The organism is Maribacter hydrothermalis, from assembly GCF_001913155.1.
Taxonomy (GTDB): Bacteria; Bacteroidota; Bacteroidia; order Flavobacteriales; family Flavobacteriaceae; genus Maribacter; species Maribacter hydrothermalis.
This window is the reverse complement of record NZ_CP018760.1, coordinates 1,217,504-1,240,939: the sequence shown is the minus strand read 5'-3', so window position 1 is coordinate 1,240,939 and position 23,436 is coordinate 1,217,504. Positions and strand designations below refer to the sequence as shown.

General features: G+C 35.7%; 23 protein-coding genes. 13 read left to right on the top strand and 10 right to left on the bottom strand.

The genetic code is table 11. The features are described 5' to 3' along the window. Positions 1–56: 56 nt before the first annotated feature. A complete protein-coding gene (locus BTR34_RS05310) occupies positions 57–2,333 on the bottom strand; it encodes a PQQ-dependent sugar dehydrogenase (protein WP_197496210.1) in 2,277 nt (758 codons plus the stop codon). A gap of 576 nt (positions 2,334–2,909) precedes the next feature. Here BTR34_RS05310 and nrdG point away from each other — a divergent pair. The 3 genes from nrdG (at position 2,910) to BTR34_RS05295 (ending at position 5,962) form a co-directional block, all read left to right on the top strand. Further along, positions 2,910–3,359, top strand: a complete 450-nt coding sequence (gene nrdG / locus BTR34_RS05305) for an anaerobic ribonucleoside-triphosphate reductase activating protein (protein ID WP_068487166.1) — start codon at positions 2,910–2,912, stop codon at positions 3,357–3,359. An 8-nt stretch (positions 3,360–3,367) separates the two neighbouring features. Next, on the top strand, positions 3,368–5,197 hold the full coding sequence (gene nrdD, locus BTR34_RS05300) for an anaerobic ribonucleoside-triphosphate reductase (protein WP_068487165.1): 1,830 nt from the start codon (positions 3,368–3,370) through the stop codon (positions 5,195–5,197). A gap of 252 nt (positions 5,198–5,449) precedes the next feature. Then, positions 5,450–5,962: a hypothetical protein gene (locus tag BTR34_RS05295; protein ID WP_068487163.1), complete on the top strand. Its 513-nt coding sequence runs from the start codon at positions 5,450–5,452 to the stop codon at positions 5,960–5,962. Positions 5,963–6,209: 247 nt separating this feature from the next. Here BTR34_RS05295 and BTR34_RS05290 read toward each other — a convergent pair whose 3' ends face one another. Further along, positions 6,210–6,665 carry an RrF2 family transcriptional regulator gene (locus tag BTR34_RS05290; protein ID WP_068487161.1) on the bottom strand — a complete coding sequence of 152 codons (456 nt, stop codon included), beginning with the start codon at positions 6,663–6,665 and terminating at the stop codon, positions 6,210–6,212. 445 nt (positions 6,666–7,110) lie between these two features. Here BTR34_RS05290 and BTR34_RS05285 point away from each other — a divergent pair, with 445 nt between their 5' ends. The 3 genes from BTR34_RS05285 to trhA all read left to right on the top strand — a co-directional run bounded on the left by BTR34_RS05285 (position 7,111) and on the right by trhA (position 9,908). Next, a complete protein-coding gene (locus BTR34_RS05285) occupies positions 7,111–7,731 on the top strand; it encodes a thioredoxin family protein (protein ID WP_068487159.1) in 621 nt (206 codons plus the stop codon). Between the two features lie 73 nt (positions 7,732–7,804). Further along, positions 7,805–9,253 (top strand): pyridoxal phosphate-dependent decarboxylase family protein, encoded by a 1,449-nt coding sequence (locus BTR34_RS05280; protein WP_068487454.1) that lies wholly within the window; start codon positions 7,805–7,807, stop codon positions 9,251–9,253. A gap of 16 nt (positions 9,254–9,269) precedes the next feature. Then, on the top strand, positions 9,270–9,908 hold the full coding sequence (gene trhA, locus BTR34_RS05275) for a PAQR family membrane homeostasis protein TrhA (RefSeq protein WP_068487157.1): 639 nt from the start codon (positions 9,270–9,272) through the stop codon (positions 9,906–9,908). Positions 9,909–9,965: 57 nt separating this feature from the next. On the opposite strand, the gene dsrP is transcribed toward trhA, so the two are convergent. The 6 genes from dsrP to BTR34_RS05245 form a co-directional block, all read right to left on the bottom strand. After that, the gene (dsrP, locus tag BTR34_RS05270) at positions 9,966–11,198 is read right to left on the bottom strand and encodes a sulfate reduction electron transfer complex DsrMKJOP subunit DsrP (protein WP_068487155.1); all 1,233 of its coding nucleotides are present in this window, start codon (positions 11,196–11,198) and stop codon (positions 9,966–9,968) included. A 73-nt stretch (positions 11,199–11,271) separates the two neighbouring features. Further along, positions 11,272–12,399 (bottom strand): 4Fe-4S dicluster domain-containing protein, encoded by a 1,128-nt coding sequence (locus BTR34_RS05265; protein WP_068487153.1) that lies wholly within the window; start codon positions 12,397–12,399, stop codon positions 11,272–11,274. A gap of 10 nt (positions 12,400–12,409) precedes the next feature. Continuing rightward, positions 12,410–13,039 carry a multiheme c-type cytochrome gene (locus tag BTR34_RS05260; RefSeq protein ID WP_068487151.1) on the bottom strand — a complete coding sequence of 210 codons (630 nt, stop codon included), beginning with the start codon at positions 13,037–13,039 and terminating at the stop codon, positions 12,410–12,412. Then, entirely contained in the window at positions 13,029–13,769 is a 741-nt protein-coding gene (locus tag BTR34_RS05255; RefSeq protein WP_068487149.1) for a multiheme c-type cytochrome, read from the bottom strand. Before BTR34_RS05255 ends, BTR34_RS05260 begins: the two co-directional genes overlap by 11 nt. A gap of 4 nt (positions 13,770–13,773) precedes the next feature. Then, on the bottom strand, positions 13,774–16,101 hold the full coding sequence (locus BTR34_RS05250; protein WP_068487147.1) for a molybdopterin-dependent oxidoreductase: 2,328 nt from the start codon (positions 16,099–16,101) through the stop codon (positions 13,774–13,776). 7 nt (positions 16,102–16,108) lie between these two features. Continuing rightward, complete coding sequence (locus tag BTR34_RS05245; protein ID WP_068487145.1) at positions 16,109–16,345, bottom strand: hypothetical protein; 237 nt, start codon at positions 16,343–16,345, stop codon at positions 16,109–16,111. A 307-nt stretch (positions 16,346–16,652) separates the two neighbouring features. On the opposite strand from BTR34_RS05245, the gene BTR34_RS05240 reads away from it, so the two are divergent. Genes BTR34_RS05240 through moaA form a run of 6 tightly spaced genes read left to right on the top strand, consistent with a single transcriptional unit; the run spans position 16,653 to position 20,864 of the window. Further along, positions 16,653–17,834 carry a molybdopterin molybdotransferase MoeA gene (locus BTR34_RS05240; protein WP_068487143.1) on the top strand — a complete coding sequence of 394 codons (1,182 nt, stop codon included), beginning with the start codon at positions 16,653–16,655 and terminating at the stop codon, positions 17,832–17,834. A gap of 11 nt (positions 17,835–17,845) precedes the next feature. Further along, positions 17,846–18,187 (top strand): winged helix-turn-helix domain-containing protein, encoded by a 342-nt coding sequence (locus BTR34_RS05235; RefSeq protein ID WP_068487141.1) that lies wholly within the window; start codon positions 17,846–17,848, stop codon positions 18,185–18,187. Between the two features lie 38 nt (positions 18,188–18,225). Next, positions 18,226–18,459 carry a MoaD/ThiS family protein gene (locus tag BTR34_RS05230; protein WP_068487139.1) on the top strand — a complete coding sequence of 78 codons (234 nt, stop codon included), beginning with the start codon at positions 18,226–18,228 and terminating at the stop codon, positions 18,457–18,459. A gap of 48 nt (positions 18,460–18,507) precedes the next feature. Continuing rightward, positions 18,508–18,942, top strand: coding sequence for a molybdenum cofactor biosynthesis protein MoaE (locus tag BTR34_RS05225; protein WP_068487452.1), 435 nt, complete (start codon positions 18,508–18,510; stop codon positions 18,940–18,942). A 4-nt stretch (positions 18,943–18,946) separates the two neighbouring features. After that, positions 18,947–19,855 (top strand): bifunctional molybdenum cofactor biosynthesis protein MoaC/MoaB, encoded by a 909-nt coding sequence (gene moaCB, locus BTR34_RS05220; protein WP_068487137.1) that lies wholly within the window; start codon positions 18,947–18,949, stop codon positions 19,853–19,855. A 4-nt stretch (positions 19,856–19,859) separates the two neighbouring features. After that, a complete protein-coding gene (moaA, locus tag BTR34_RS05215; RefSeq protein ID WP_068487135.1) occupies positions 19,860–20,864 on the top strand; it encodes a GTP 3',8-cyclase MoaA in 1,005 nt (334 codons plus the stop codon). A 52-nt stretch (positions 20,865–20,916) separates the two neighbouring features. Here moaA and BTR34_RS05210 read toward each other — a convergent pair whose 3' ends face one another. Both BTR34_RS05210 and BTR34_RS05205 read right to left on the bottom strand, forming a co-directional pair. Further along, entirely contained in the window at positions 20,917–22,200 is a 1,284-nt protein-coding gene (locus BTR34_RS05210; RefSeq protein ID WP_068487133.1) for an alginate export family protein, read from the bottom strand. An 88-nt stretch (positions 22,201–22,288) separates the two neighbouring features. After that, complete coding sequence (locus tag BTR34_RS05205) at positions 22,289–22,738, bottom strand: DUF7738 domain-containing protein (protein WP_068487131.1); 450 nt, start codon at positions 22,736–22,738, stop codon at positions 22,289–22,291. Positions 22,739–22,818: 80 nt separating this feature from the next. Here BTR34_RS05205 and BTR34_RS05200 point away from each other — a divergent pair, with 80 nt between their 5' ends. Continuing rightward, on the top strand, positions 22,819–23,403 hold the full coding sequence (locus BTR34_RS05200) for a hypothetical protein (protein ID WP_068487129.1): 585 nt from the start codon (positions 22,819–22,821) through the stop codon (positions 23,401–23,403). Positions 23,404–23,436: the final 33 nt, after the last annotated feature.

Genomic DNA, 23,436 nt, shown 5'->3' with positions numbered 1-23,436 from the left:
TATCAGAATATAGTATGTAACAATAAATTAAGGATGATATTTGGTTAAATAGGAGCTTAATTTATTGAGATTTGGAGCTGATTAATCCAGTCACGAATCAAAATGACGGCATCTTCGTCAACAACCCCTTTGGCAAGGGGTGGCATCATAGTTGTGGTTTCCGTACTCAGCATTCTCTGAAATAATATTGATTTTTCAGCATTTCCTGGAACTAAAATTCTTTCTCCGTCAATTCCTAAAGGAGTTAATGTCCCGGCATTTAAAAGGCCAGTTTCTTCTAAACTATTAAATAATCGTAAATCAAACTCTGCCCTATTTCCAGTGTCAGGTCTATGACAATAACCACAGTTCAAATCTAAATATGACCTTGCTCTATCATTTAAAGTTGCAGTATCATCGTTAAGCGGTTTATGAGTTGGTAGGCTTTCTGTATCATTATCGGTAATTATCTTATTTATAATTCCTTTGTCACTTAAATTTACTAATTGGTTAATTTTAGTATTATTATGTGGAAATTCCATGTTGAGATTCTTAGTTCTAAAGCCTAAGCTGCCTTTTGAAGCACCGTTATGACATACAATACATTCAGTATTTGAAGGAAAATGCCAGTTTTGATATCGTACACCAAAGTCTTTGGTTTTAATGGCAACTTGTTCATCAATAGATTCCTTTTGTAGGGTAGCTTCGGTCTGCTCATCGTTCCAGTTATAGGTAAGGAAGTAAAATTTACCGTCATGCCCTTTAATGGAAAAACGAGTTTCAATTTTTTTTGTCAACTGGGGATTCTTGTCATCAATTGGTAAATCTAAATGTGCAATTAATACGGATCCTATTGGAAATTCCCATTCTTCATTTTCTGAGAAGCTTATTTTTTCGGCCTCATTTTCATTTGTTCCTGTATTTGGGATAAACATCCATCTTTTCTTATATGCACCATCGGACCAAGAAGATTCGATTAGATTGTAAGGGGTGAGATCATCAGAAACTTCTAATGTTTGCAAGTTCTTAAAAATATTGGTTTCCGTAATGTTTTTAGGAAAACCTTCATAGCTAATAGTTGATGGCATAATGGTGTAAAGGTTTACATCCTCACCTTGTTTTAATATGTAAATATTACCCTGCGCATCTTCTCCAAAAGAAACAATATCAGCAGGTGCAAAATTACCTAAAAGAGTATAGTCACCTGTTTTTATATCTACGGACCACATTTCTTCACCATTTCCATAATCGGCGCAGATATATTTCCCATAGAGGTTTGGGATTTTATCACCTCTGTAAACAAACCCTCCGATAATACAATTCGCGTCAGTTCTAGGAAAAGAAACAAGAGGGTATTCATGAGGCATATCATTATACATCTTTATTCCGCAATTAGGACCTGGTTCATCACCTTCAAATATAGGCCAGCCATAATTCTTTCCTTTTTGAATCACGTTAATTTCTTCATGAGTATCTTCCCCAATTTCTCCGATATAGAACAAGCCGCTCTCCCTGTCTTTAGTCATTCTATGCGGATTTCTATGCCCTAAGGTGTAATATTCTTCATAATTAGTTCCATCAGGGCTAAGAAATGGATTGTCATTTGGTATCCAATATTCTAACCCGCTAATTTCGTCCTCATATCCGTGTTTCTGAATCTTGCGTATTGGTCGGTGGCTTTTTTCAGGGTCTTTGTCGACATCGAGCCTTAAAACACCGCCATCAAGATTGTTTTTGATGTCTTGTGACTTCACTCTGGCAGTCTGGTCGGCCGTTGCCAAATATAGAAACCCATCGTTACCAAATTGGAGACCTCCACCCCTATGTGTTGTTCCGTACATTCGTAATTTAAGAAGGAGGTTTCTAGACCCGGTTTTGAGTTTAAGGGTAATAGGATTGACCTCGAATCTTTCAAGTACTAAATAATTGCCCCAAAATTCTTCAGTATCACAACCAAGTGTCGAGTAAAAATCTGGAAAATCTTTATTATTACTATCCTCAGAACTATAAAATACATAGAAGTAGTTTTTCCCGGTAGTACCAAAGTTGGGGTGTATTGTTAAGCCTAAAAATCCTCCGTCCCAAACGACACCTACTTCATCGGATAAATCCGCTAATAAATTTTTGTCAGTGGTTTTTTGGTCATTCTCAAACCAGTAAATCTTACCGTCACGTTGACCAACTACAAGTTTATTTTGATGTGGAATTGTGTTAAAAGTCAATGGGGTATCAAACTTTAAGCTAGGAAAAGCTATGCCATAGGGCACTTCTGATGGAGATTGTGGTGGAAATACACCATTAAAATAACGATCATGGGAATTAGTATGGCTTACCGCATATTTGAAGATAAACACGATCAAGACTAATAATAAAAGAGCTGGTATTATACGTTTTAAATAAGAATACTTAAAAAAGTTTAAACGGTAATATTTCATTTTAGAAATGTATTTCTTACTAATTAAAAAGTCTTTTATAAATCTTTAAGTGATATTGTTTTTATACTACGAGCTTTATTGAGAATAGACTTTAACTAGCTATTTATGGTACAAAGATAATATATTTTAAATAAAATATAAAAAGGTCGTTTAATTGTTATATTGTAAAGATTTTTTTATTATGCTGGGAAAAACAGGGAAGTGAATAGTTTTAATTAATGGTTTAGCTACTTTTAAATTATGTGTAATAAGGTTTAGTGTAAAATGTAAGGTCTTGTTCTGAAATAAAAATTCATAAATATTGACTAATTATGTCACTAAGGAAAATCATTCGTATTTGGTTATAGTTCCATACATCCACAACATCGTATTAAATTAAGAAAGCAAAGATTGTTGATAAGATTCTTAATAAGTCAATTCTATTAAATCCAACATAAAAGAGATTATATATATTTTTATAAAAGATAAAAAGGTCATTTATTATTTTATAAAAATATGTATTGTTACGATTTTCACGTTGTACTTCAAGAGGTGCCTGGGGAAGTAAGTCTTTGTTTTACAATATCTGGTTGTCCCCTTCGCTGCCAGGGGTGCCATTCCCCATTCTTATGGAAAGAGGGTAGTGGAACAAAAATAAACCGACAGACTTATATAGAGATACTTAATAGATATTTAGGGTTGGCAACATGTGTTGTTTTTATGGGGGGTGAATGGCATTTAAAAGAACTTATGTTCTATTTGGAACATGCTAAAAAAAATGGGTATAAAACATGTCTTTATACAGGTTTAGATGAAGTGCCCTCAAAATTATTACAACATCTTACTTATTTAAAAACCGGTCCTTGGATTAAAGAGTTGGGTGGACTTGAAAGTAAAACCACCAATCAAAAATTTAAAGAAGTAAAAACAAACAAGATACTAAATCACTTATTCATACCTAATTAAACTATCCTATGATACGACTAACAGAAGAGCAGATTACACAAAAAATCAATTTCATTGATCACTATCTTAATTCGGCCAATGCCGCAGATGGCTCCAAGGTAGATGCGAACGCTAATGTAACTTCAAAGAACATTGCAACAATGGAAGCCGAATTAAATAAAGATATCAATATTCAAGTAAATAGGGCATTGGTAAAACAAAAGATAGCCAGTCTTTTCGGGGAAGAATTGGCCAATGAGTATATACGACAGATAGAGTCACATGAAATTTATGTTCACGACGAAACCTCATTAAAGCCATATTGTACTTCAATTAGTATGTATCCTTTTCTTTTAGATGGGCTTACTAAATTGGGTGGTGAAAGTAGGGCTCCTAAACATTTGGAAAGTTATTGCGGTGAGTTTGTAAACTTGGTTTTTGCAGTGAGTTCCCAGTTTGCAGGTGCACTGGCCACAGTTGAGTTTTTGTTATATTTCGACCATTTTGCAGTCAAAGATTATGGTGAAAACTATCTTATTGAACATAAAAAACTGATTGAAAATCATTTGCAACACGTGGTCTATGCCGTCAACCAACCTGCCGCCGCTCGTGGGTATCAATCCGTTTTTTGGAATATTTCCATTTATGATGATGCTTATTTTGAAAGTATGTTCGGGAATTTTGTTTTCCCCGATATGATCAAACCAAAGTGGGAAAGTGTAAAACGCTTACAATCATTCTTTATGAAATGGTTCAATAAAGAACGAAAAAAAGCAATATTGACCTTTCCGGTTGTTACTGCGGCGATGTTGGTAAAAAATGGTGCTCCTGTTGATACTGATTTTACTGAAATGTGCGCTAAAGAATTAAGTGAGGGCAATTCATTTTTTATCTATCAATCTGAAAACGCCGATAGCTTAGCATCTTGCTGTCGTTTACGTAACGAAATAAGCGACAATACATTTAGTTATTCTTTAGGGGCAGGTGGCGTGTCAACAGGTTCTATAAATGTTATTACGCTAAATATGAACAGATTGGTGCAACAAGATGTGAATATTGTGGATCAGATAAGAAAAGTACATAAATATCAAGTTGCATTCAGGCAGCTTATTAATGAGTATGAACAAGCGGGAATGCTTCCCGTGTATCAAGCTGGGTTTATATCTTTAGAAAAACAATTTTTGACCATTGGCATTAATGGAATGGCGGAAGCCGCTGAAAGCAAAGGAATTAAGGTTGGAAATAATAAGACTTATAAAGATTTTGTAAACCAATATTTAAAAGCTATTTATCAAGAAAATAGAATTGCCAAGCTAGAATATGGCTATATGTTCAATACAGAGTTTGTGCCGGCGGAAAACCTAGGGATTAAAAATGCTAAATGGGATAGAGAAGATGGTTTATTTGTGCCAAGAGATTGTTACAACTCTTATTTTTATATTGTAGAGGATGAAAGCATAAATTCTTTGGATAAAATAATGTTGCACGGCAAAGAAATTATCCAATATCTTGATGGTGGGTCTGCCTTACATCTTAACCTTGAGGAAACACCGAACAAAGAGGGTTTTAAAAAACTCATAAATGCTACGGCAAAGGCTGGGTGCAATTACTTATGTTTTAATATACGAATTACCATTTGTAATGAATGTTCTCATATAGATAAGCGAACGTTAACTGAATGTAGTAAGTGCAAGTCCAAGAATGTTGACCATGCAACTCGAGTTATCGGCTATCTAAAACGAGTATCAAATTTTAGTTCGGGCAGGCAAACGGAGCATGGTTTAAGACACTATCATTTACAAAATAATGAACGTAACCTAGAAAATAAACGAATTGAAATTTTAGCAATGGAAGTATGACAAACATCATAGAATGATTAGATATTATTTTGGAACTTTAACTTATGTAAAATGATTTAGAGGCAGAAGAATAACCGAGCATTTAATTATGAAATGTGGTTGTTTGTAACTGAAATTCATGTCCAATAAATCATATTTACAAATAAAGCTTTCTAATTTGAGGGCAATAAAATCTTTAATAATATGGTGAACGCCTAATTGAGAAAATTTATTATTTTCTATTTATGGCATGCTTAAAAGACGAATAAAAAAGTGAAAAAACAAATAGCATTCTTATTAGGTCTATTAATTCTTCTTGTATTTGGATTATGGAAAATAAACAAAAATTATTATCCTATATGGAACTCAAACAATATTAATGTAACAGCTGACAGTCCTATTACGACTGAAAAAGTAAAAATTGAGTTAGGGTTCAGCGTTATTTCAAAATTCCGCGAGAACGACACAGATCTTTTTAATAAACGAGAAAAATATACTACGCTTTATGATGGGGGGCAAAAAGAAATAATGATTAACGATAATGGCGAAAACGATTTTCTAATTACCTACGATAATAAATATTATTTCTCATTCCGACAGTTTAAGTCAAAATGGAAACATCAACACGACTATAATTTTCACTTTTATCAAAAAGACAATCGAATATTTGTAAAAATAGAAATTAATGGGCAAGATGCTTTGAAATTTGATAATCCAATGATTGATATAAGTTTAGCGGATAAATACAAGGGAAACGAGCCTTTGTTAGAGCAAGATATCGAATAATTGGTAGACGCTGTCAAAACATAAAGCAGTTCACCAGATCAAAGTTTATATCGGTACTATTTTAATCGTAAATAGAATTCAAATACAAGTCTAAAAATATAGACTATGCATTTAGCGTTGTCTACTATCTAAAAAGTATCCGATTTTAGTTTAATCAATAGTAGGTCTAGTATTAAAATTTAAAGGTTTTGCCCCATGTAATCTTTCATTCTTGATTACTTTATAGGAATAGCTAATGAACTATTAGCTATTCCTCATTTAAATCTAGACCTTTTAATGAGATAACGGTACCGTTCTTTTTTATTTCCTCAACAAGTTGATCAATGGTCTTATCTCTAAAATCAGTCAAAATCTTTTCTTTAAAAGGAGCAACGATTGCATGGGCTGGACAGGGATTAATTTCATTACATTTTGCCAAACCTAAGAAGCATTCGTCGAATTTTTGCTTTCCGTCAATACTTACAATAACATCCCAAATAGATTTTTTCCTGTTTCCATTATCTAAAAAGAAGCCTCCGCCTGGCCCTTTAACAGAAGAAACTATTTTATGTGAAGATAGATTACGTAGTAATTGTGCTAAAAAAGCTTGTGGCATTTCTAATTCCTTTGAGATTTTCTTTGCACCTATTTTATTGGTTTCATGACTATGAATAGCTAGGTAGAAAATAGCTCTTACAGCATATTTAGAGGCGTTTGATAACATAGTTATATTTTATTAGAAGCTATAAAGATAATAAAAAGATGATTTTATATTTAATTATGACTTATGTCATTATTAATATCTAATTAGGTATCTAATTTAGATTTCGATAAAGTTTGATGACCGCCAAAATATAATAAGTTTTAATGATTGTTGATAGCAAGATAAATTAGATAAAGCTTGAAACGGTTACAGTATTGATTTTTCTGAACTCTGTGAATACACATTATAGAAAGTATTTGGTAGTATTCTACATTGTAGGTAGAATGTGTGCAAGCATTGTCTATATAAGAACTAATGATTAGAACGGATAATTTGGTGATTGGTTTAAGATTACAAAATTTGCAAAAGCAGTCTATGAAATATAGGTGAATAGAGTAGGTTTTTTCAACTTCTTTATCGTTAATAAAACATAATTTAAAAGTAAAACTAATTGAAAATTAGAAATATGAATATTATTATAAAACCCAGTACATCAAAAGGAATTTCTTATCGAGAATATATAGATTTAATCAACAACTTGGTAGTTTTAAACCAGACTACTGGAGATGAACAGTCTGCAGAACGTATTGGTTTTACTAAACTAAATGCGAGTAGAATGAGAAGGCTTGATAAAACGATAATACTTTCTGATTCAGCCTTAACAACAATAAAAGAAATTGCCAAAAAACAGACATGGTTAGTGTTATTAGAGAGTTGGTGCGCCGACGCTGCACAGACCTTACCTATTTTAAATAAAATTGCAGAATCAAGTCCGTTAATTAATTTAAAAATAATCTTTCGTGATGATAATAAAGAACTAATGGATTTGGTGTTGACCAATGGTACTCGATCTATTCCTAAAATTTTACTATTAGATGAGTCTGGCAATGTAATGACGACTTGGGGCCCAAGATCAAAAGTTGCATCGCAAATGGTTGTCGACTACAAAAAAGAACATGGAAAAATCGATGATTTTTTTAAAGAAAGTTTGCAAGTTTGGTATAATAAGGACAAGGGAAAAGCAATCATTGATGAGTTTATAGAATTGGCACTTCTTGAATTAGAAGAACACGGAAAATCTAATTAATTTGGCAAAAAACAAAGGCTTAATTTTGCGAAATTGTATAGATAACGAAAACATAATAGCACAATCAATAATTATGGGCACAACCAATAAAAATAATTCTACTCTTACACTTTCAAAAAAGGAAATGCAGGATTATGGATACAGAGTGGTTGATGCCATAGTAGAACATTTTGAAACTTTAAATAACAAGCCTCCTGTTGCCTTAGCTACCAGAAAAGAAATGGACGAGCTTTTACAAGAACCTGTACCAGAGGAAGGTAAAGATGCAAATGAAGTATTGAGTTTTGTGGTAGAACAAGTATTGAAGCAGAATAACATACTTTCACATCCTAAAGCCTACGCTTTTGTTCCAGGGCCAAGTAATTACATTAGTGTTATGGCAGACACGTTGGCAACGGGCTTTAATATTTTCTCTGGTGGATGGAGCATGTCACCGGCTGCTTCCGAACTTGAATTGGTGACCATTAATTGGTTATTAAAGCTTTATGGATTTCCCGTTAAAAAAGGCGGAGGTATTTTCACAAGTGGTGGTTCTATGGCTAATTTAACCGCTTTGGTCACGGCAAGACGATTTAAATGTGGCGACGATTTTTCTAAAGCAATAATCTATTTATCCGATCAGGCGCATTCCTCTAATATTAAGGCAATTCGTATTTGTGGTTTCAGAAAGGAACAAATAAGAATTATCCCTACAGATATGGATTTTAAATTGTCTCTAAATAAATTAAAAAATGCGATTGCCAAAGATCGCCTGGAAGGAAATAAACCTTTCTGTATGATAGCATCTGCGGGTACGACCAATACGGGTACTGTAGATCCACTTAACGATATGGCCGAGATATGTAAAAATGAAGATTTATGGTTTCATGTGGACGGTGCATACGGTGCTGCTGCCATACTATCTAAAAAAGGAAAATTATTTTTAAAAGGTATAGAAAGGGCAGATTCTTTAACGATAGACCCACACAAATGGCTGTATCAACCATATGAGATTGGATGTCTTTTAGTGAAGAATCACAGTTGGTTAAGTGCAACGTTTCAAGAAAAGCCAGAGTATTTAAGGGATATTGAAGGGAATCCTTCGGAAATTAATTTTTATGATTTTGGTATGCAGCTTACCCGTCGATTTAGAGCCCTAAAATTTTACATGTCAGTAAAGACATATGGTCTAGGGTCTTTTAGAAAAGCAATCGAATATAACTTGGATTTGGCCGAAAAAACAGAAGGTATACTTAGAAAAAGCCCCTATTGGGAAGTGATTTCCCCAGCTACCTTGGCAATTATTAATTTTCGGTTTAACCCTATAATTCCAAGTTTATCCGAAAAACAATTGGATTTCATCAATCAAGGAATAGTAAAAAAAATCACAAAGGCGAGGAAAGCCATATTGGCAACTACTGTTTTACAGGAAAAAGTAGTGTTAAGGATGTGTCTTATAAACCCTAGAACGACCCTGGAAGATATAGAGGACACTTTAAAGGATTGTCAGGATTATGCCGAAGATATCATAACTTCCTTGTAAACTTCAGATTGTTAATATGAACGATTCGAAACCAGTTTTACAAATTCAACAAGAGCTTGTAAACAGTACCATACACGGCTTCGGAATTATTTTTGGCATTGTAGGTATTCCTATCTTAATAGCCTTAGGTATAAAAAGTAATAATTTTCTTGGGGTTATCGGTGCAGCCGTTTATGGATTTTGTTTTTTACAGCTTTTTACTTGTTCAACACTTTACCATGGCTTTCAACATACCGAAGTAAAACGTGTTTTTAAAATCCTTGACCATATCAGCATATATTTTCTGATATCTGGAACCTATACCCCATTTTTATTGATCTACATGAACAATACTTTTGGGATTACTTTGCTATCGGTACTGTGGAGTTTAACCGCTCTAGGAATCTTTTTTAAAATATTTTTTACCGGTAAATGGAATATTGTTTCTACACTGGCTTACATTGCAATGGGATGTATTATGGTAGTAGGGGGGCGTACTTTCTTTGAATCTATTCCGGATAGCGTATTGATTATGATTTTTATTGGAAACGCACTTTATCTTTTGGGTGTTATCTTTTATTTATGGAAAAAATACCCTTACAACCATGCAGTCTGGCATTTTTTTGTACTGGCCGCCGCAGTTTGCCATTATGTTGCTATTTTATTGTCCATATAATAATGGACAGTTTGTAAGTAATAAGTTTTTATCAGAATTTAAAAGTTTAAAACAATTCTAAGCAGCTTTATTTTTTACTTTATACTTCAGCTCTCCAGTTTCTATGCCAATTGCTGTCTTGGCCAATATAGTAAAAACAAAAGCTCCGAGTGCCCATATACCTAAGGTAACACCTATTTCTATACCAGTTGGAAAATATTCTACTATTTTACCGTAGGGTCCAGGTATAAAACCAGGGACGATAAGACCAAAACCTTTTTCTATCCAGATAGCCACAAAAAGTATAAAGCAGCAAAAGTAAAGTACATTTAAGTTGTTTCGTAGTTTACCAAAAGTGAGGGTTACCGTAGCGATTACGTTTAATGGAATCGCGGTCCAAATCCAAGGTAATAAGGCATTTTTACCATGCAATCCAAAAAATAAATAATAAGCACTTTCACTATGGTGCGTTGGCGCATAGAATTCTTTAAATAATTCTGAAACCAACATGATCAAATTGATCTGTGCGGCGACCGTAACTATCATCGCAATTTTTTTGATAGTCTTATCCTCGATTCTGAAAACCGTAAAATTTCGAATAACGGCCAATACTAAAATAATTAGCGCAGGTCCGGCAGCAAAGGCAGAGGCTAGAAACCGTGGCCCTAGTAGCGCATTGTTCCAAAAAGGACGAGCTTGTAGACCTTGATAAAGGAAAGCGGTAACCAAGTGTATAGCAACAGCCCAAAATACAGACAAAATGGCGCCAGGAACATATACTTTTGATTTTGCTTCCTTATTTTGATAGTGCCTAAAAAGAATATAAAAAGGAATACTAATATTTAGGAATAAGTATCCATTTAATACAAGTACATCCCAGGTTAACATGGAATTCGGGAAATTAAAAACACCAATGCCAGGTATCATGTGCCAAAGCACTGACGGTCCTCCCATATCTGCTACAACAAATGCTAAGCACATAATAAGTGCAGCTACTGCAATTCCTTCGCCTATAAGCACTGCCTGTTTGAAATCAATATCTTTTAAAACGTATGTGGGCATTACTAACATCACTGCCGCAGCGGCAACCCCGACTAAAAAGGTGAAATTGGAAATGTATAAGCCCCAACTAACGCGATCGGATAGGCCTGTTACACTAAGGCCTTCATCTAACTGAATAGAATAACAGTACATACCTATAAGCATGACAAAGGTTAAACAACCCATCCAAATATGATACTTTTTAGACCCTTTGGTAATGGTGTCTAAACTATCTATTACTAAACTTTTTAATACTTTTAGTTGGCCCATTATTTAATATTTTGAATCATTTCAATTCAGCGTAGTATATGTATATATCTTTTTAGTACGTTACTTTTCTGCGTTAATCCATAAAGTACCAGAATTTAGGCTCTGTGCCCAGGTCTTCTTTAAGTCTAAATACTTTTTTGTTTTCCAGTACCCATCTAATAGTACTATCTGGATCTAATAAATTACCAAATATTCTAGCACCGGTAGGGCAGGCTTCAACACAGGCGGGGTTTTTTCCTTTTCGGGTACGTTGTACGCAAAAGGTACATTTTTCCATTACCCCTTTTTTACGCATTCTATTTCCTAAATAATGCTGGTTTTTATTAATTTCATTTTCCGGCACTTCTGGTTTACTCCAATTAAATCTTCTGCCATCATAAGGGCAAGCTGCCATACAATAACGACAACCAACACACCAATCATAATCTACTACAACCAAACCATCTTCTTCTTTCCAAGTGGCCTGTACGGGGCAAACATCAACACATGGTGGATTATCACAATGAAAACACTGGGTTCCCAAATAAAAGTGTCCTTCAGCAGGTACTTCATGATAGTAATTATCGTCAGCGGCATCAAACTTCAATCCTTCACCATCCTTCATTTCATGAATACGGATGTATTGCATTTCTGAGTTCCTATCCTGATTATTTTCTTCAACACATGCACTTACGCAGTTCATATAACCTTGACATTGAGAGATGTTAAAAGCATAGCCAAAGAGTACATTTTCCTCAGGATTTTCTGCAGACATATTAATATTCTTACCCGTGCGTAATTCATATGAACGCATTAGTCTGTCAATTGTTTTTTGCTTCTCGTCATCGGTCATGAGTTTATAGTTTCCTTTAAACTGCTCTTCCCAATCTATCTGTGCTTTTTCTTTAGTATCGTCTCCTGCAGTTACGCTACAGGATGTACTCACTGCGCCCGCACCTATAAGCAAGCTTGCAGTCAATTTTTTAAAGGCACTTCTACGGTCCATTTTAACATCAAAAACCTGTTCAAAACCGTCTCTGTGTCTTTCTTCTCCTATCGATGCATTAATGGCTGCTTCATAAAATTCATCTGCACTTAGTTCTTCTTTATGGCTACCACAACCTCCCGAGGTTTTTCCACAACCACAAGAACCTGCTTTTTCTTCAACCGTGTTCTTATTTTGACCTATATCTAAAGAAAACCATTTTTTACTATCGCTCATACCTGTATTTTTAATGATTCAAGCCTTCTTGGCGTTCTATTTCTGTTTGTGTATTAAATTGTACCGGCCATCTTTTTTCAAAACCAGGACTGTGTGGATTATGGCAATTTACACAGGTCATAGAAGCTCTTGGTGGAGCCCAACCAGCAACTTTTTTTCCGTGTGCACCACCTTTCCAATCTTCAAACTGACTAGAATGGCATTGCATACATAATTTATGGCTGAGATTTAAATCTATTGCAGTTCCTGTAAGGCTATTCAGTTCATTCATATTCTCACCATTGTGACAGGTAGCGCAGTTCATGGTTTCAAGACTGGCATGTTTTATTTTTATATCCCAATGCGCCTTTTGCATATCACTTTCTTTCATTTGTGTAACAGGCTTGCTATGGCATTCAATACAAGCATACGATTTAATCTGCCCCTTGCGTTCAGGTATTAAAAAGGTAAGGTCACCTTCAGTAATTGATATCAACTCAGTTCCGTTTAATAACTCTTCAGAACTAATTTTACCATGGTAAGGTGTTTGTTTTGCATCTATTTTATCGGTAATAGAATGATATTCTTCTTCTCCTTTGCAGGAAATGAAACTTACTACAAGCATTAGAATAGCATAATATTTTAGAGTTCTATTTTTCATTAAGTTCATCGAATTGTCTTAAAAAAGTGCTGGCATCTACAGTAGATTGTGCTGGTGTTATAGGTAAATGGCATTGTCTGCAATTAATTCGTTCAGGATGTGACACTCTAATTTCTTTTGGAGCGCTTGGCCCAGCATGACAAGAAATACAATTTTCTCTCATCTGTAAGGTATGGGGCATCATAGGCGGACTTCCAGGCATGGCATTATTTGCACCTTTGCCTACTTTTGGAGCAGCCACTTTTACAAAACCTGTACTTTGCGAAGCGGCACTAACAACATCAGTAAACGTATTGGTAGTGTTTTTAGTGACGTGGCATTGCCGACAATTAACCATTTCTGGATGCGGTGTCACAGGAGCATAGGCATTAAACTTAGCTACAAATCCACCGTTTTGATGGCATTGAATACATGTGTTTCCTCCAAAACTACGTTCTTCTTTAACAGGATGCGGAATACTGGGAGGCGCACCAACATAAGCTCTATTGTCGTAATAGGTTTCTAAAGAACGCTGATGGTTTTCATCTACAGGCATATTCAAATAATCCATACCCGAAGAATCAAACCTATTAAATACTCCTTTTTCAGAAGGGATAAAATTTCCCGTGGGTGTTTCAATTAATGGAATATAGGCTTCTTCTTGCCCTTGCTGATAACTGTAGTTCCAAACCACTATAAAAGCAATAAAGATGATTACAAAAAATGATATGATACCAAGTCTCTTTCTCATACACTTATGCTTTTTCTACTTTAACCGCACATTTTTTATAATCAGGTTCTTTGGATATTGGACAAAAAGCATCCAAAGTCACATCGTTTATCAGCATATTTTCATCAAAGAAAGGAACAAATACCTGCCCTTTGGTAGGCAGTCCTCTCTCGTTAATAGATGCAGGTAAAATACAAGAACCTCTTCGAGAAGTTACTTTAATTTTTTCGCCATTTCTAATCCCTATTTTTTTTGCATCATCTGGATGGAACTCTACATACGAATTTGGCATTGCTTGGTGCAAAACAGGTATTCTACGGGTCATTGAACCTGTATGCCAATGCTCAACCACACGGCCCGTATTTAACCAAAACGGATATTCTTGATCAGGTTTTTCAGGGGCTTCTTCAAAGGGTCGTTGCCATATTACTGCTCTACCATCCGGCTTTCCATAAAAATGAAAATCTTCGCCATTGTCACAAGCTGGGTCATATTTGGCATTAAAACGCCATTGGGTAGATTTCCCGTTTACATAAGGCCATATTACGCCAGATTCTTTTTTCAACACGTCCAATGGTGCCATGCCATGTTTTGCTCCTTCGTGAAATTGTCTGTATTCTGTATATATTTCTTCAACATGGTTTTCTTTTGAGTAAGGGAATAAATCGCCGTACCCCATACGTTTGGCAACTTCGATAAACATCCAAGCATCTGCCATGGTTTCTCCAGGGCCGTCTATCATTTTTTCCCAATATTGGGTTCTTCGTTCTGAATTTCCATACAAACCACCTTTTTCAATATGCCATGCAGCAGGAAGAATCACATCTGCCACGTCTGATGTAGGGGTAGGAAAAACATCTGAAACCACAACGAAGCAAGATTCCTTTTGCATTCCTGGACGATATCTACTTGTTTTAGGTAATGATACTAGTGGATTTGTAGCTTGCGTCCATATAAATTTAATATCACCACGGTCTACGGCCCTAAACATTTCGGTTGCGTGATAAGTTGGCTTTGAAGGAATTTGTTCCACAGGAACTTTCCAAATCTTAGCCGCCATTTCTCTATCTTTTTTATTCGTTACAACACCATGTGGTAATTTATGGGTAAAGGTACCTACTTCACGTGCAGTACCACAAGCAGAAGGTTGTCCTGTTAATGAAAATGGGCCATTTCCAGGTTGCGATATTTTACCGGTAAGTAAATGAATATTATATACAAGGTTGTTTATCCAAGTGCCACGAGTATGTTGGTTCATGCCCATACACCAAAACGAAACTACTTTGTTGTTAGGATTGCCGTAAATCCAAGCTAAATATTTTATGTCTTTGACCGATACTTTAGAATATTTTGAAACTGCCTCTGGACTATAATCCTTTAGAAAATCCTTGTAAGCTTCAAAATCTATTTTTTCTGGTTTATCGGTAAATGAAAAATTATCTTCTAAACCATAACCGATGTTGGTAAGACCTTTATTAAAACTACAATGTTTTTCAACGAACGATTTCTTTACCCATCCGTTTTTAATGATTTCATAGCATATGGCGTTTGCCACCGCTAAATCAGTTTGTGGTTCAAATAGTATAGATTGATCAGATGCTGAACTGGATCGTGTTGTTCTCGTGGCAAAATCAATTATTTGTGCACCACGCGTAGCTTTTTGTTCCAGCATTCTGGAGAATAGAACAGGGTGCATTTCTGCCATGTTATTTCCCCATGTAACAAAATAATCGGCATAATCTATATCTTCATAACAACCCATTGGTTCATCAATTCCAAAAGAGGTCATAAACCCGGTAACGGCACTTGCCATACAAAGTCGTGCATTACAATCTAGATTATTGGTGCCAATAGCACCCTTCATTAATTTAGAAGCTATATAACCTTCGGGAATTGTAGATTGTCCAGAGGTGTACATGGCTACAGAATCTTTACCATGATTTTGAATAGTCTCTTTCATTTTGCTGGCAACAAGGTCTAAGGCTTCATGGATTGGAGTTTTAACATATTTTCCATTCTTCTTCACCAATGCGTGGTTCAACCTGTCCTTAGATTGCAAACACATAATTTGATGGTAACCTTTTACACACAATAAGCCTTTGTTTACAGATGAGTTCGGGTCTCCTTTTACCGCAACCGCCTTTCCATTTTCTGTGCCCACTAAAATGCCACATCCTACTCCACAGAATCGGCAAGGTCCTTTTTTCCAATCTAAATTGGCATCTAAGGGAATTCCTTCTTCCTGTTCCTTGGCAAACATAATTCCAGGAAACATTGATGCCGCTGCTGTCATGGCGGACAACATGGCCATTTTTTTAATAAAATTTCTTCTATTGGTGGTAGGTGTATGCATGGAGATTTTAATTTTGAGGTGTTTGAAAGCCAGAAACAAGTGATAGTAGCTTTAGACTAGGAATAGTCTCTATTTTTTCTTTAAGCAAATCTTCTTCATCTTCATTAACCGTATCGGTCACTAGGGCTATTATGTCTTGGTTTTCTGCGAGAACTACTTCGCATTGAGGTAACCTTAACAAGGCATTTTTTAATTCCTCTTTTTTCCCTGTAACGGCATGGGCTAAGTAACTTTTTATTGGCATTTTAAAGTGATTGTTTACGTATAAAAATAATCAATTTTCCTTAACTAATTTTTAACAGGGGAACAAAAATAAAGGAGCGAATGGCTATAAAGCATGACAAATATCATAAAAAAGAATAATTAATGGGCGTTATATTTGAGCAGAAATAACGATTTTGTATCTTTAATGGCGCTAAAAGGTTTTCAAATTTTCATGGGAGAGAAATGGGTAAATAGTGAAGTTTTACCGGTTTAGTAAAAGAAGATATAGCTAATGGTTAGAAAATCAAATCCTAAATCCGTAGGCGATAAAAAACAGTATTAGTAAAATGATAGACACTGCTACAGCTTTGGAATTGGTTTTGTTACACGGCTCAAAACAAACAGAGATTATAGAAATTTCGCTAAAAGATGCATTGGACCATGTTCTAGCAGAAGATGTTATTTCAAGAATAGATTTACCGCCGTTTAGGCAATCTGCCATGGATGGCTATGCTTTATCTAATACTAATTCACTTACATATTCTTTAATTGGCGAAATTCAGGCAGGCGATAGTGTCAACCCAAATTTAAAGATAGGAGAGGCGGTTAGGATATTTACAGGAGCTCCAGTGCCCGATACCGCCAATGTAGTAGTGATGCAGGAGAAAGTGGTCATTTCTGGCGATACCATTTTAGTAAACGGTTCCTTGGTGTCAGATATGAATATAAGGACCAAAGGGGAACAGATAAAAATAGGTGATATTGCCCTGAATAAAGGAACTATCGTTAAGGGCGTACATATTGGCTTCCTTGCCAGTTTGGGGGTAGTTAAAGTTAGGGTTTATAAAAAACCATCCATAGCAATCGTTGTTACAGGGAACGAGCTCGTGCGTCCCGGTAGCGTGTTGTCTTATGGAGAAATATATGAATCTAACGGTGCAATGCTTACCTCTGTTCTAGAGGAACTAGGCTATAACAGAACTACGGTTATTGCTATTAAGGATGATCTTAATAAAACTATTAAAACCCTAAAGGATACCATTAATGATTATGATATTATGATTGTTACGGGAGGGGTTTCTGTAGGTGACTATGATTTTGTAGGGAAGGCATTAGAAGTTATTGGTGTACAAAAGATTTTTCATGGCGTAAAACAGAAACCGGGCAAGCCTCTTTTTTTCGGAAAAAAAGAGCGAACAAGTATATTTGGCTTGCCAGGGAATCCCGCAGCGGCACTTACTTGTTTTTATATATATGTATATCCGCTTTTGAAAAAATATGAGGGTGCACAGCAAGTAAATCTTACCAGTGTTACACTGCCATTGTTGAATGATTATACCGTTCTTGGTTCTAGGGCGCAATTTTTAAAAGCAAGGTTACAAGGTTCAGGTGTTGAAGTTTTAACAGGGCAAAGTTCCGCCATGGTCAAGTCTATTGTAGAAGCCAATGTGCTCGTTTTCTTACCCGAGCATTCTTCGAATAAAAAGAAAGGTGAAAACGTAAAAACAATTTTACTGCCCAATAAATAAGTTATTTAGTTATGATAGATTATAAAATTAAGAGTAGAATATGGATAGAGGTAGGGGACAATGTTTTGCTGGGTGAGGGGAGAGTACGATTGTTAAAGGAAATAGATGCAACTGGATCGTTATCAAAAGCCGCAAAGTCAATTGGAATGTCGTATAAAAAAGCATGGACTCTTATAGATGCCGTTAACAAATCGGCCAAAGAAGCAGTTGTCGTTACATCGGTAGGAGGACAAAATGGAGGAGGCACCATAATTACACCGTATGGTAAAAACCTAATTCGTGCTTTTGATAGAATAAATACAAAATGTTGGTCATTTTTAGACCAAGAGCTTCAAACTTTAGAAGGTATTTAATTTTAAAATAATAAGTAAAGAGAAATAAAGAATACAGAATGACTATTGAAATCCACTATTTTGGTATGCTTGCAGAGGTAACGGGATCTCGTTCGGAAATGGTAGTGGTTACCGCGGTTTCTATAGCAGATTTAAAGGAATTTTTAATAGGTAAATATCCAGATTTACTAAATAAAGATTTTGTAATAGCCCAAAATCAGGAATTGGTTTCGGGAGATACTGTACTTACCGGACAAGAAATAGCACTTTTGCCTCCTTTTGCAGGAGGTTGATTTGTAATGTTACGTAATAAAGAAATTGAGAATTATATTAGTAATAAAATGGAGTATAAAAACGTATTTGTAAAAGGGGCCATTGCATCGGAATTTATAGCCAATTCCATTGCCAAACATCAATCAAAAACAAACATTGGTGCACACAATATTTTTTTAGGGCAAGTACGTGCCGATGAGATAGACGGTAAGGCTGTTGCCGCCATAGAATATTCCGCCTATGAAAAAATGGCAAACAAGAAATTTCACGAAATACGAGAGGCGACGTTTAATAAGTACAACTTAACCTGTATGCATATTTACCATAGTTTAGGAGTTGTAAAAACAGGCGACATTTGTCTGTTCGTATTCGTGTCCTCTCCACGGAGAAAAATAGTTTTTGAGGCATTGGAATATGTTGTAGAAGCCATTAAGGCAGAGGTCCCTGTTTTTGGGAAAGAGGTTTTTGATGACAAATCACATCAATGGAAAGTAAACAGCTAGCTACATGGTAGATATCACTCATAAAAGCAGTACGCTACGTACAGCAACGGCGCAGGCCATCGTAAAAGTGAGTCGCCAAGAAACGATCGAGGCGATTCTAAACAAGACTGTGCCCAAGGGCGATGTTTTAGCCATGAGTAAGGCAGCGGGACTACTTGGTGTTAAAAAAACGCCCGAACTATTGCCCGATTGTCATCCCTTGCCCATAGAATTTACAGGAATCGAATACGAGATTAACGGTTTGGAAATTACCGTTCTGGTGACCGTAAAGACCATTTATAAAACTGGTGTTGAGGTTGAGGCCATGCATGGGGCAAGTGTCGTAGCTCTTAATATGTACGATATGCTAAAACCAATAGATAAAGATATTGAATTGTTTCATATTAAACTTGTAGAGAAAAAAGGAGGGAAATCTAGTTTTCAGGATAAATTTAGGCGGGATCTTAATGCTGTTATTATTGTCTGTTCCGATTCTATTACAGAAGGAAAAAAAGAGGACAGGGCAGGTAAAGCTATCATTGCCAAATTAGAAGAATGCGCTGTTAACATACAAGATTATATCATTATTCCAGATGAGGCAGCCATCATTCAGGAAAAGGCGAAACACTACCAAGCCAATGGGGCAGATTTAATTATTTACACCGGCGGAACGGGGTTGTCTATGCGTGATGTTACGCCAGAGGCATTGAAACCTTTGTTGGACAGAACCATTCCTGGAATAGAGGAAGCTATTCGGAAATATGGACAGGAAAGAATGCCTTATGCTATGCTTTCTAGAAGTGTGGCGGGAACCATAAAAAATACTTTGGTTTTGGCATTACCGGGCTCTACTAATGGTGCACGGGAATCTATGGATGCTATATTTCCATCAGTATTACATGTTTTTAGAATTTTAAAAGGTGCGAGACACTAATAATATGATGAAACCTAGCTCTATTTTGACCGATACTTTTGGCAGGGAACATACCTATTTACGTATATCACTTACAGAACGCTGTAATCTTCGGTGTACGTATTGTATGCCCGCGGATGGGATTGCGCTTTCGCCAAAGTCCCATATCATGACCTATGAGGAAATCTATACCATTGCCAAAGAATTTGTTGACAACGGCGTAACCAAGATCCGACTTACGGGCGGGGAACCCTTGGTGCGTAAAGATGTGGGCCTGATTATGGAAAAATTGGCCACACTTCCCGTGGAATTAGCCATTACTACTAACGGGGTCATCGTTGACAAGTTTATCGAACAGTTCAAAAAAATCGGTCTGCGGAAAATAAATGTCAGTTTGGATTCTTTAAATAATGATAAAAATACGGCCATAACCCGTAGAGATTATTTTACCAAAGTCTATAACAATATACAATTGTTGATCAAGGAAGGTTTTGACGTAAAAGTCAATTGTGTTCTCATGAAGGGCTTTAATGAACACGAGATTATAGATTTCATCGAACTTACAAAAACACATCCCTTGCAGATTCGTTTTATTGAGTTTATGCCTTTTGATGGTAACAAATGGAATTTGGACAAATTGGTTTCGCTCGAAGATATCTTAAAGGAAGTCTATTCGCATTACGATGTAAATAGTTTTGTTCGCCTCAAGGATGCGCCTAACGATACCGCCAAGAACTATCAAATAAAGAACTATAAGGGCTCATTTGCGGTCATTAGTTCGGTAACCAATCCGTTTTGCGATAGTTGTAATAGAATACGGTTAACGGCTAACGGGCAACTTAAAAACTGTCTGTTCTCCACCTCGGAATCCGATTTGCTTACACCGCTGAGAGAAGGAAAATCGATAGCTACCGTAATTCAAAAAGCGGTACTGGCCAAGAAAAAAATCCGCAGCGGGATGGAAACTTTGGAGCAATTTAAAGACCCAGATTCGCATAATAACAGAAGCATGATTGCCATTGGGGGATAAAAAAAGCGCAATCGAAACCGACTGCGCCTAAAAATTTTAAAATAGCTAAGTTTTAATTTGATGCACCCAAGTCAGTTTTAAAAAGATTCGGGTTAACGATCAATTGAACCCATCCCCAATTATTGGTATTATCATTGGGTGTTCCGCCTTTTATTAAACTCATGCTTTCGGAGGCAAACATTTGGGAGTAGCCAACATTTAGCTTCACGTTTTTCATTAATGCTCGGGTATACACTACATCTATTTCCGTACCTAAATACGCATCAGCATTTCCTATAAGGTCCGCATTGGCACTAAAATAATGCGCTTTCACCAAAAGGTTAGATTTTTCTCCAGTAGTAAATATAGCTTTGGCATACACATCATTAAGTCCCACATTATTGGCATGGTTTCCTACGTAAAAATAATCCATAAAACCATTAAACTTGTGATTGGTGCCATATAGTGGGAAGAAAGAATTATTGTCAGTAGCACCATCTTGATCTGTTCCACTTAACACTTCAACACCTAAGCCATAAAGTATTTTATTTGCCTTGTAGGTACCCTCCAGAGCAAGTTGGTAGGCAGCTAAATCCGTTACAGCATTTGCTTTTCCAAACTGATAATAGGCACTACCTGCGAAGTTTACGTTCTGTACTGGGAATTTAAAATAAGACCCCATTGTATGTCTGTAGGAAACACCGTCTGCACTATTGTTAATATCAAAATCTTGAAATCCTGTATTTAAGAAAAGAAGACTCGCACTACTCTTTTCCCAAGTTTTTTTTAGATAGGCGTATTGCATAGCCTTATAGGTAAAAAAACCTTGAATATTGAAATCGTTACCTGCATTTCGTTCTGATTCTTGACTAAAGGCACCGCCCAAATCCAGCATAAAATCACCTTTCTTATATTTTATAATGGCGGCATCATGAAATCGTCCCTGCATGGCCCAGTCCAATCCACCAAAAATACGTTGGTCATCATAAGAAATCACTTGACGGCCTAACTTGGTAGACCAGTTTTCGTTGAGCTGCAATTGGCCCCATGCCTCAAATAAGGAAAATGAATCGTTGCCATCTACAGCTAAAATTTGCCTTGTGTCACCCCAAATACTTACATCTTGAACAGCAATGAATAATTGTAGTTTTTCTGCGGTATAATTAAAGTCTAATCGTGTGCGTTGATTTACGAAAGCGGCAGGATCTGCATTGTCTGGAAATAAGTTGTTGAATCCATGGCGGTATTCAAAACGGGCTCTAACATCGGCATCTACTTCTAGTGTTTGTGCTGATAATGGAATAAAACCTAGAATGATTAAAAAAAGTAATAGAATGAAAAGTCTTTGATTGAGCATAATAACTGATTTCTAGAATTCAGTTACAAAGGTTCTATATTTAACAGTTTAGAAACATGATTTTTATCATTTATAAAAATAAATACACTTAAATTCCTGGATTCCAACCTAAGGCAATTGCAACTTGATTATTCTCTTTGTTAATTGAACGAATCATATACGGTCTGTCTTGAGACACGTTTTGTATGTTTTCGGCAATAGGTTTGTCGTCTATTGTTACAATCCCGGTGAAGTTTGATTTTGGTTGATGTCCCAAGCCATATCTATTGTCTTCTACCAGCAATATCATTAACATTTTCTGGGCATCGGCGGTGGAGCAATAGATGCCAAGGTCGTCCCATAGATATACGTTGTTTTTGGTTTGTTTAATAGGTTCTATTCTAGAGGCCTCGCCTAATATATTCTTTAGGATGGTGTAGTTTGTAGGAAAACTAATAGGCGTATCGTTAATAAGAATTCCAGAGGGTGTACAAGCAATGATTACCCTATCCTTCTTTTTTTTTCTTTTATTTACGTCCCTAAAATCAAATAGTCCCATTAAGTGCAAGATATTTATTTTTATGGGCTTAATGGAAAAAATGTTCTCAATTTTTTTCACAATAAGGGGAAGTCTACATAATGACACAAGAAAACAGTAGGTGGCTCAACCCTAATTTAATTGAGTTATATTTATTCAGCAAATCAGACCAAAAAGAAGTCATTAATTGGACAAAGGATTTGGTAAGTCAAAAAAGTTACGCCAATCATTTAGTACAGATATGTAAGAACAGCAGTGTTAGAAATCAACAATATCTATTTTTTGTATCTAGGAATACCGCATTTATAAAGTATAAAATTACAAGCAAGTCTAAGAAAGACCTTATTTTAAATTCTAGATTTGTAGGAAGATTATTTAATATAGGTATGAATGTTTTTAAAGATTATAACCGAATAAAACTAGAGCTATCTAAAAGTAATACTCTTGGTTTGGTGCGACTACCAAAAGAACCTAGTACTGTTATTATAAAAGATAGTTTAAATTTTGAGATTACCACTAAAACTACAGTGTTACTTCCAAAAAAATCAAGAGAGTATATTATCTCTCAAACATTTACATTTCCTGAATATCCTATGGAAGAGGAACAAAAACTTATTTCAAGGATAGATTTTGATTCAATTTTAAATGTAAGGAAAGTGGAAAAGGAGAATCGACTAAAATCTTAACTACATAATAGAAAATGTGGATTTAAGAGTAAT

Bases quoted from the DNA above. Each gene is read 5' to 3' on its own strand.
- BTR34_RS05255 (WP_068487149.1), bottom strand. From the start codon at position 13,769: ATGAGAAAGAGACTTGGTATCATATCATTTTTTGTAATCATCTTTATT.
- BTR34_RS05290 (WP_068487161.1), bottom strand. From the start codon at position 6,665: ATGTTATCAAACGCCTCTAAATATGCTGTAAGAGCTATTTTCTACCTA.
- BTR34_RS05225 (WP_068487452.1), top strand. From the start codon at position 18,508: ATGGAGTATAAAAACGTATTTGTAAAAGGGGCCATTGCATCGGAATTT.
- BTR34_RS05245 (WP_068487145.1), bottom strand. From the start codon at position 16,345: ATGCCAATAAAAAGTTACTTAGCCCATGCCGTTACAGGGAAAAAAGAG.
- moaA (WP_068487135.1), top strand. From the start codon at position 19,860: ATGATGAAACCTAGCTCTATTTTGACCGATACTTTTGGCAGGGAACAT.
- BTR34_RS05260 (WP_068487151.1), bottom strand. From the start codon at position 13,039: ATGAAAAATAGAACTCTAAAATATTATGCTATTCTAATGCTTGTAGTA.
- BTR34_RS05210 (WP_068487133.1), bottom strand. From the start codon at position 22,200: ATGCTCAATCAAAGACTTTTCATTCTATTACTTTTTTTAATCATTCTA.
- BTR34_RS05265 (WP_068487153.1), bottom strand. From the start codon at position 12,399: ATGAGCGATAGTAAAAAATGGTTTTCTTTAGATATAGGTCAAAATAAG.
- BTR34_RS05230 (WP_068487139.1), top strand. From the start codon at position 18,226: ATGACTATTGAAATCCACTATTTTGGTATGCTTGCAGAGGTAACGGGA.
- BTR34_RS05200 (WP_068487129.1), top strand. From the start codon at position 22,819: ATGACACAAGAAAACAGTAGGTGGCTCAACCCTAATTTAATTGAGTTA.
- nrdG (WP_068487166.1), top strand. From the start codon at position 2,910: ATGTATTGTTACGATTTTCACGTTGTACTTCAAGAGGTGCCTGGGGAA.
- BTR34_RS05235 (WP_068487141.1), top strand. From the start codon at position 17,846: ATGATAGATTATAAAATTAAGAGTAGAATATGGATAGAGGTAGGGGAC.
- nrdD (WP_068487165.1), top strand. From the start codon at position 3,368: ATGATACGACTAACAGAAGAGCAGATTACACAAAAAATCAATTTCATT.
- BTR34_RS05285 (WP_068487159.1), top strand. From the start codon at position 7,111: ATGAATATTATTATAAAACCCAGTACATCAAAAGGAATTTCTTATCGA.
- BTR34_RS05205 (WP_068487131.1), bottom strand. From the start codon at position 22,738: ATGGGACTATTTGATTTTAGGGACGTAAATAAAAGAAAAAAAAAGAAG.
- trhA (WP_068487157.1), top strand. From the start codon at position 9,270: ATGAACGATTCGAAACCAGTTTTACAAATTCAACAAGAGCTTGTAAAC.
- moaCB (WP_068487137.1), top strand. From the start codon at position 18,947: ATGGTAGATATCACTCATAAAAGCAGTACGCTACGTACAGCAACGGCG.
- BTR34_RS05240 (WP_068487143.1), top strand. From the start codon at position 16,653: ATGATAGACACTGCTACAGCTTTGGAATTGGTTTTGTTACACGGCTCA.
- BTR34_RS05280 (WP_068487454.1), top strand. From the start codon at position 7,805: ATGGGCACAACCAATAAAAATAATTCTACTCTTACACTTTCAAAAAAG.
- dsrP (WP_068487155.1), bottom strand. From the start codon at position 11,198: ATGGGCCAACTAAAAGTATTAAAAAGTTTAGTAATAGATAGTTTAGAC.
- BTR34_RS05250 (WP_068487147.1), bottom strand. From the start codon at position 16,101: ATGCATACACCTACCACCAATAGAAGAAATTTTATTAAAAAAATGGCC.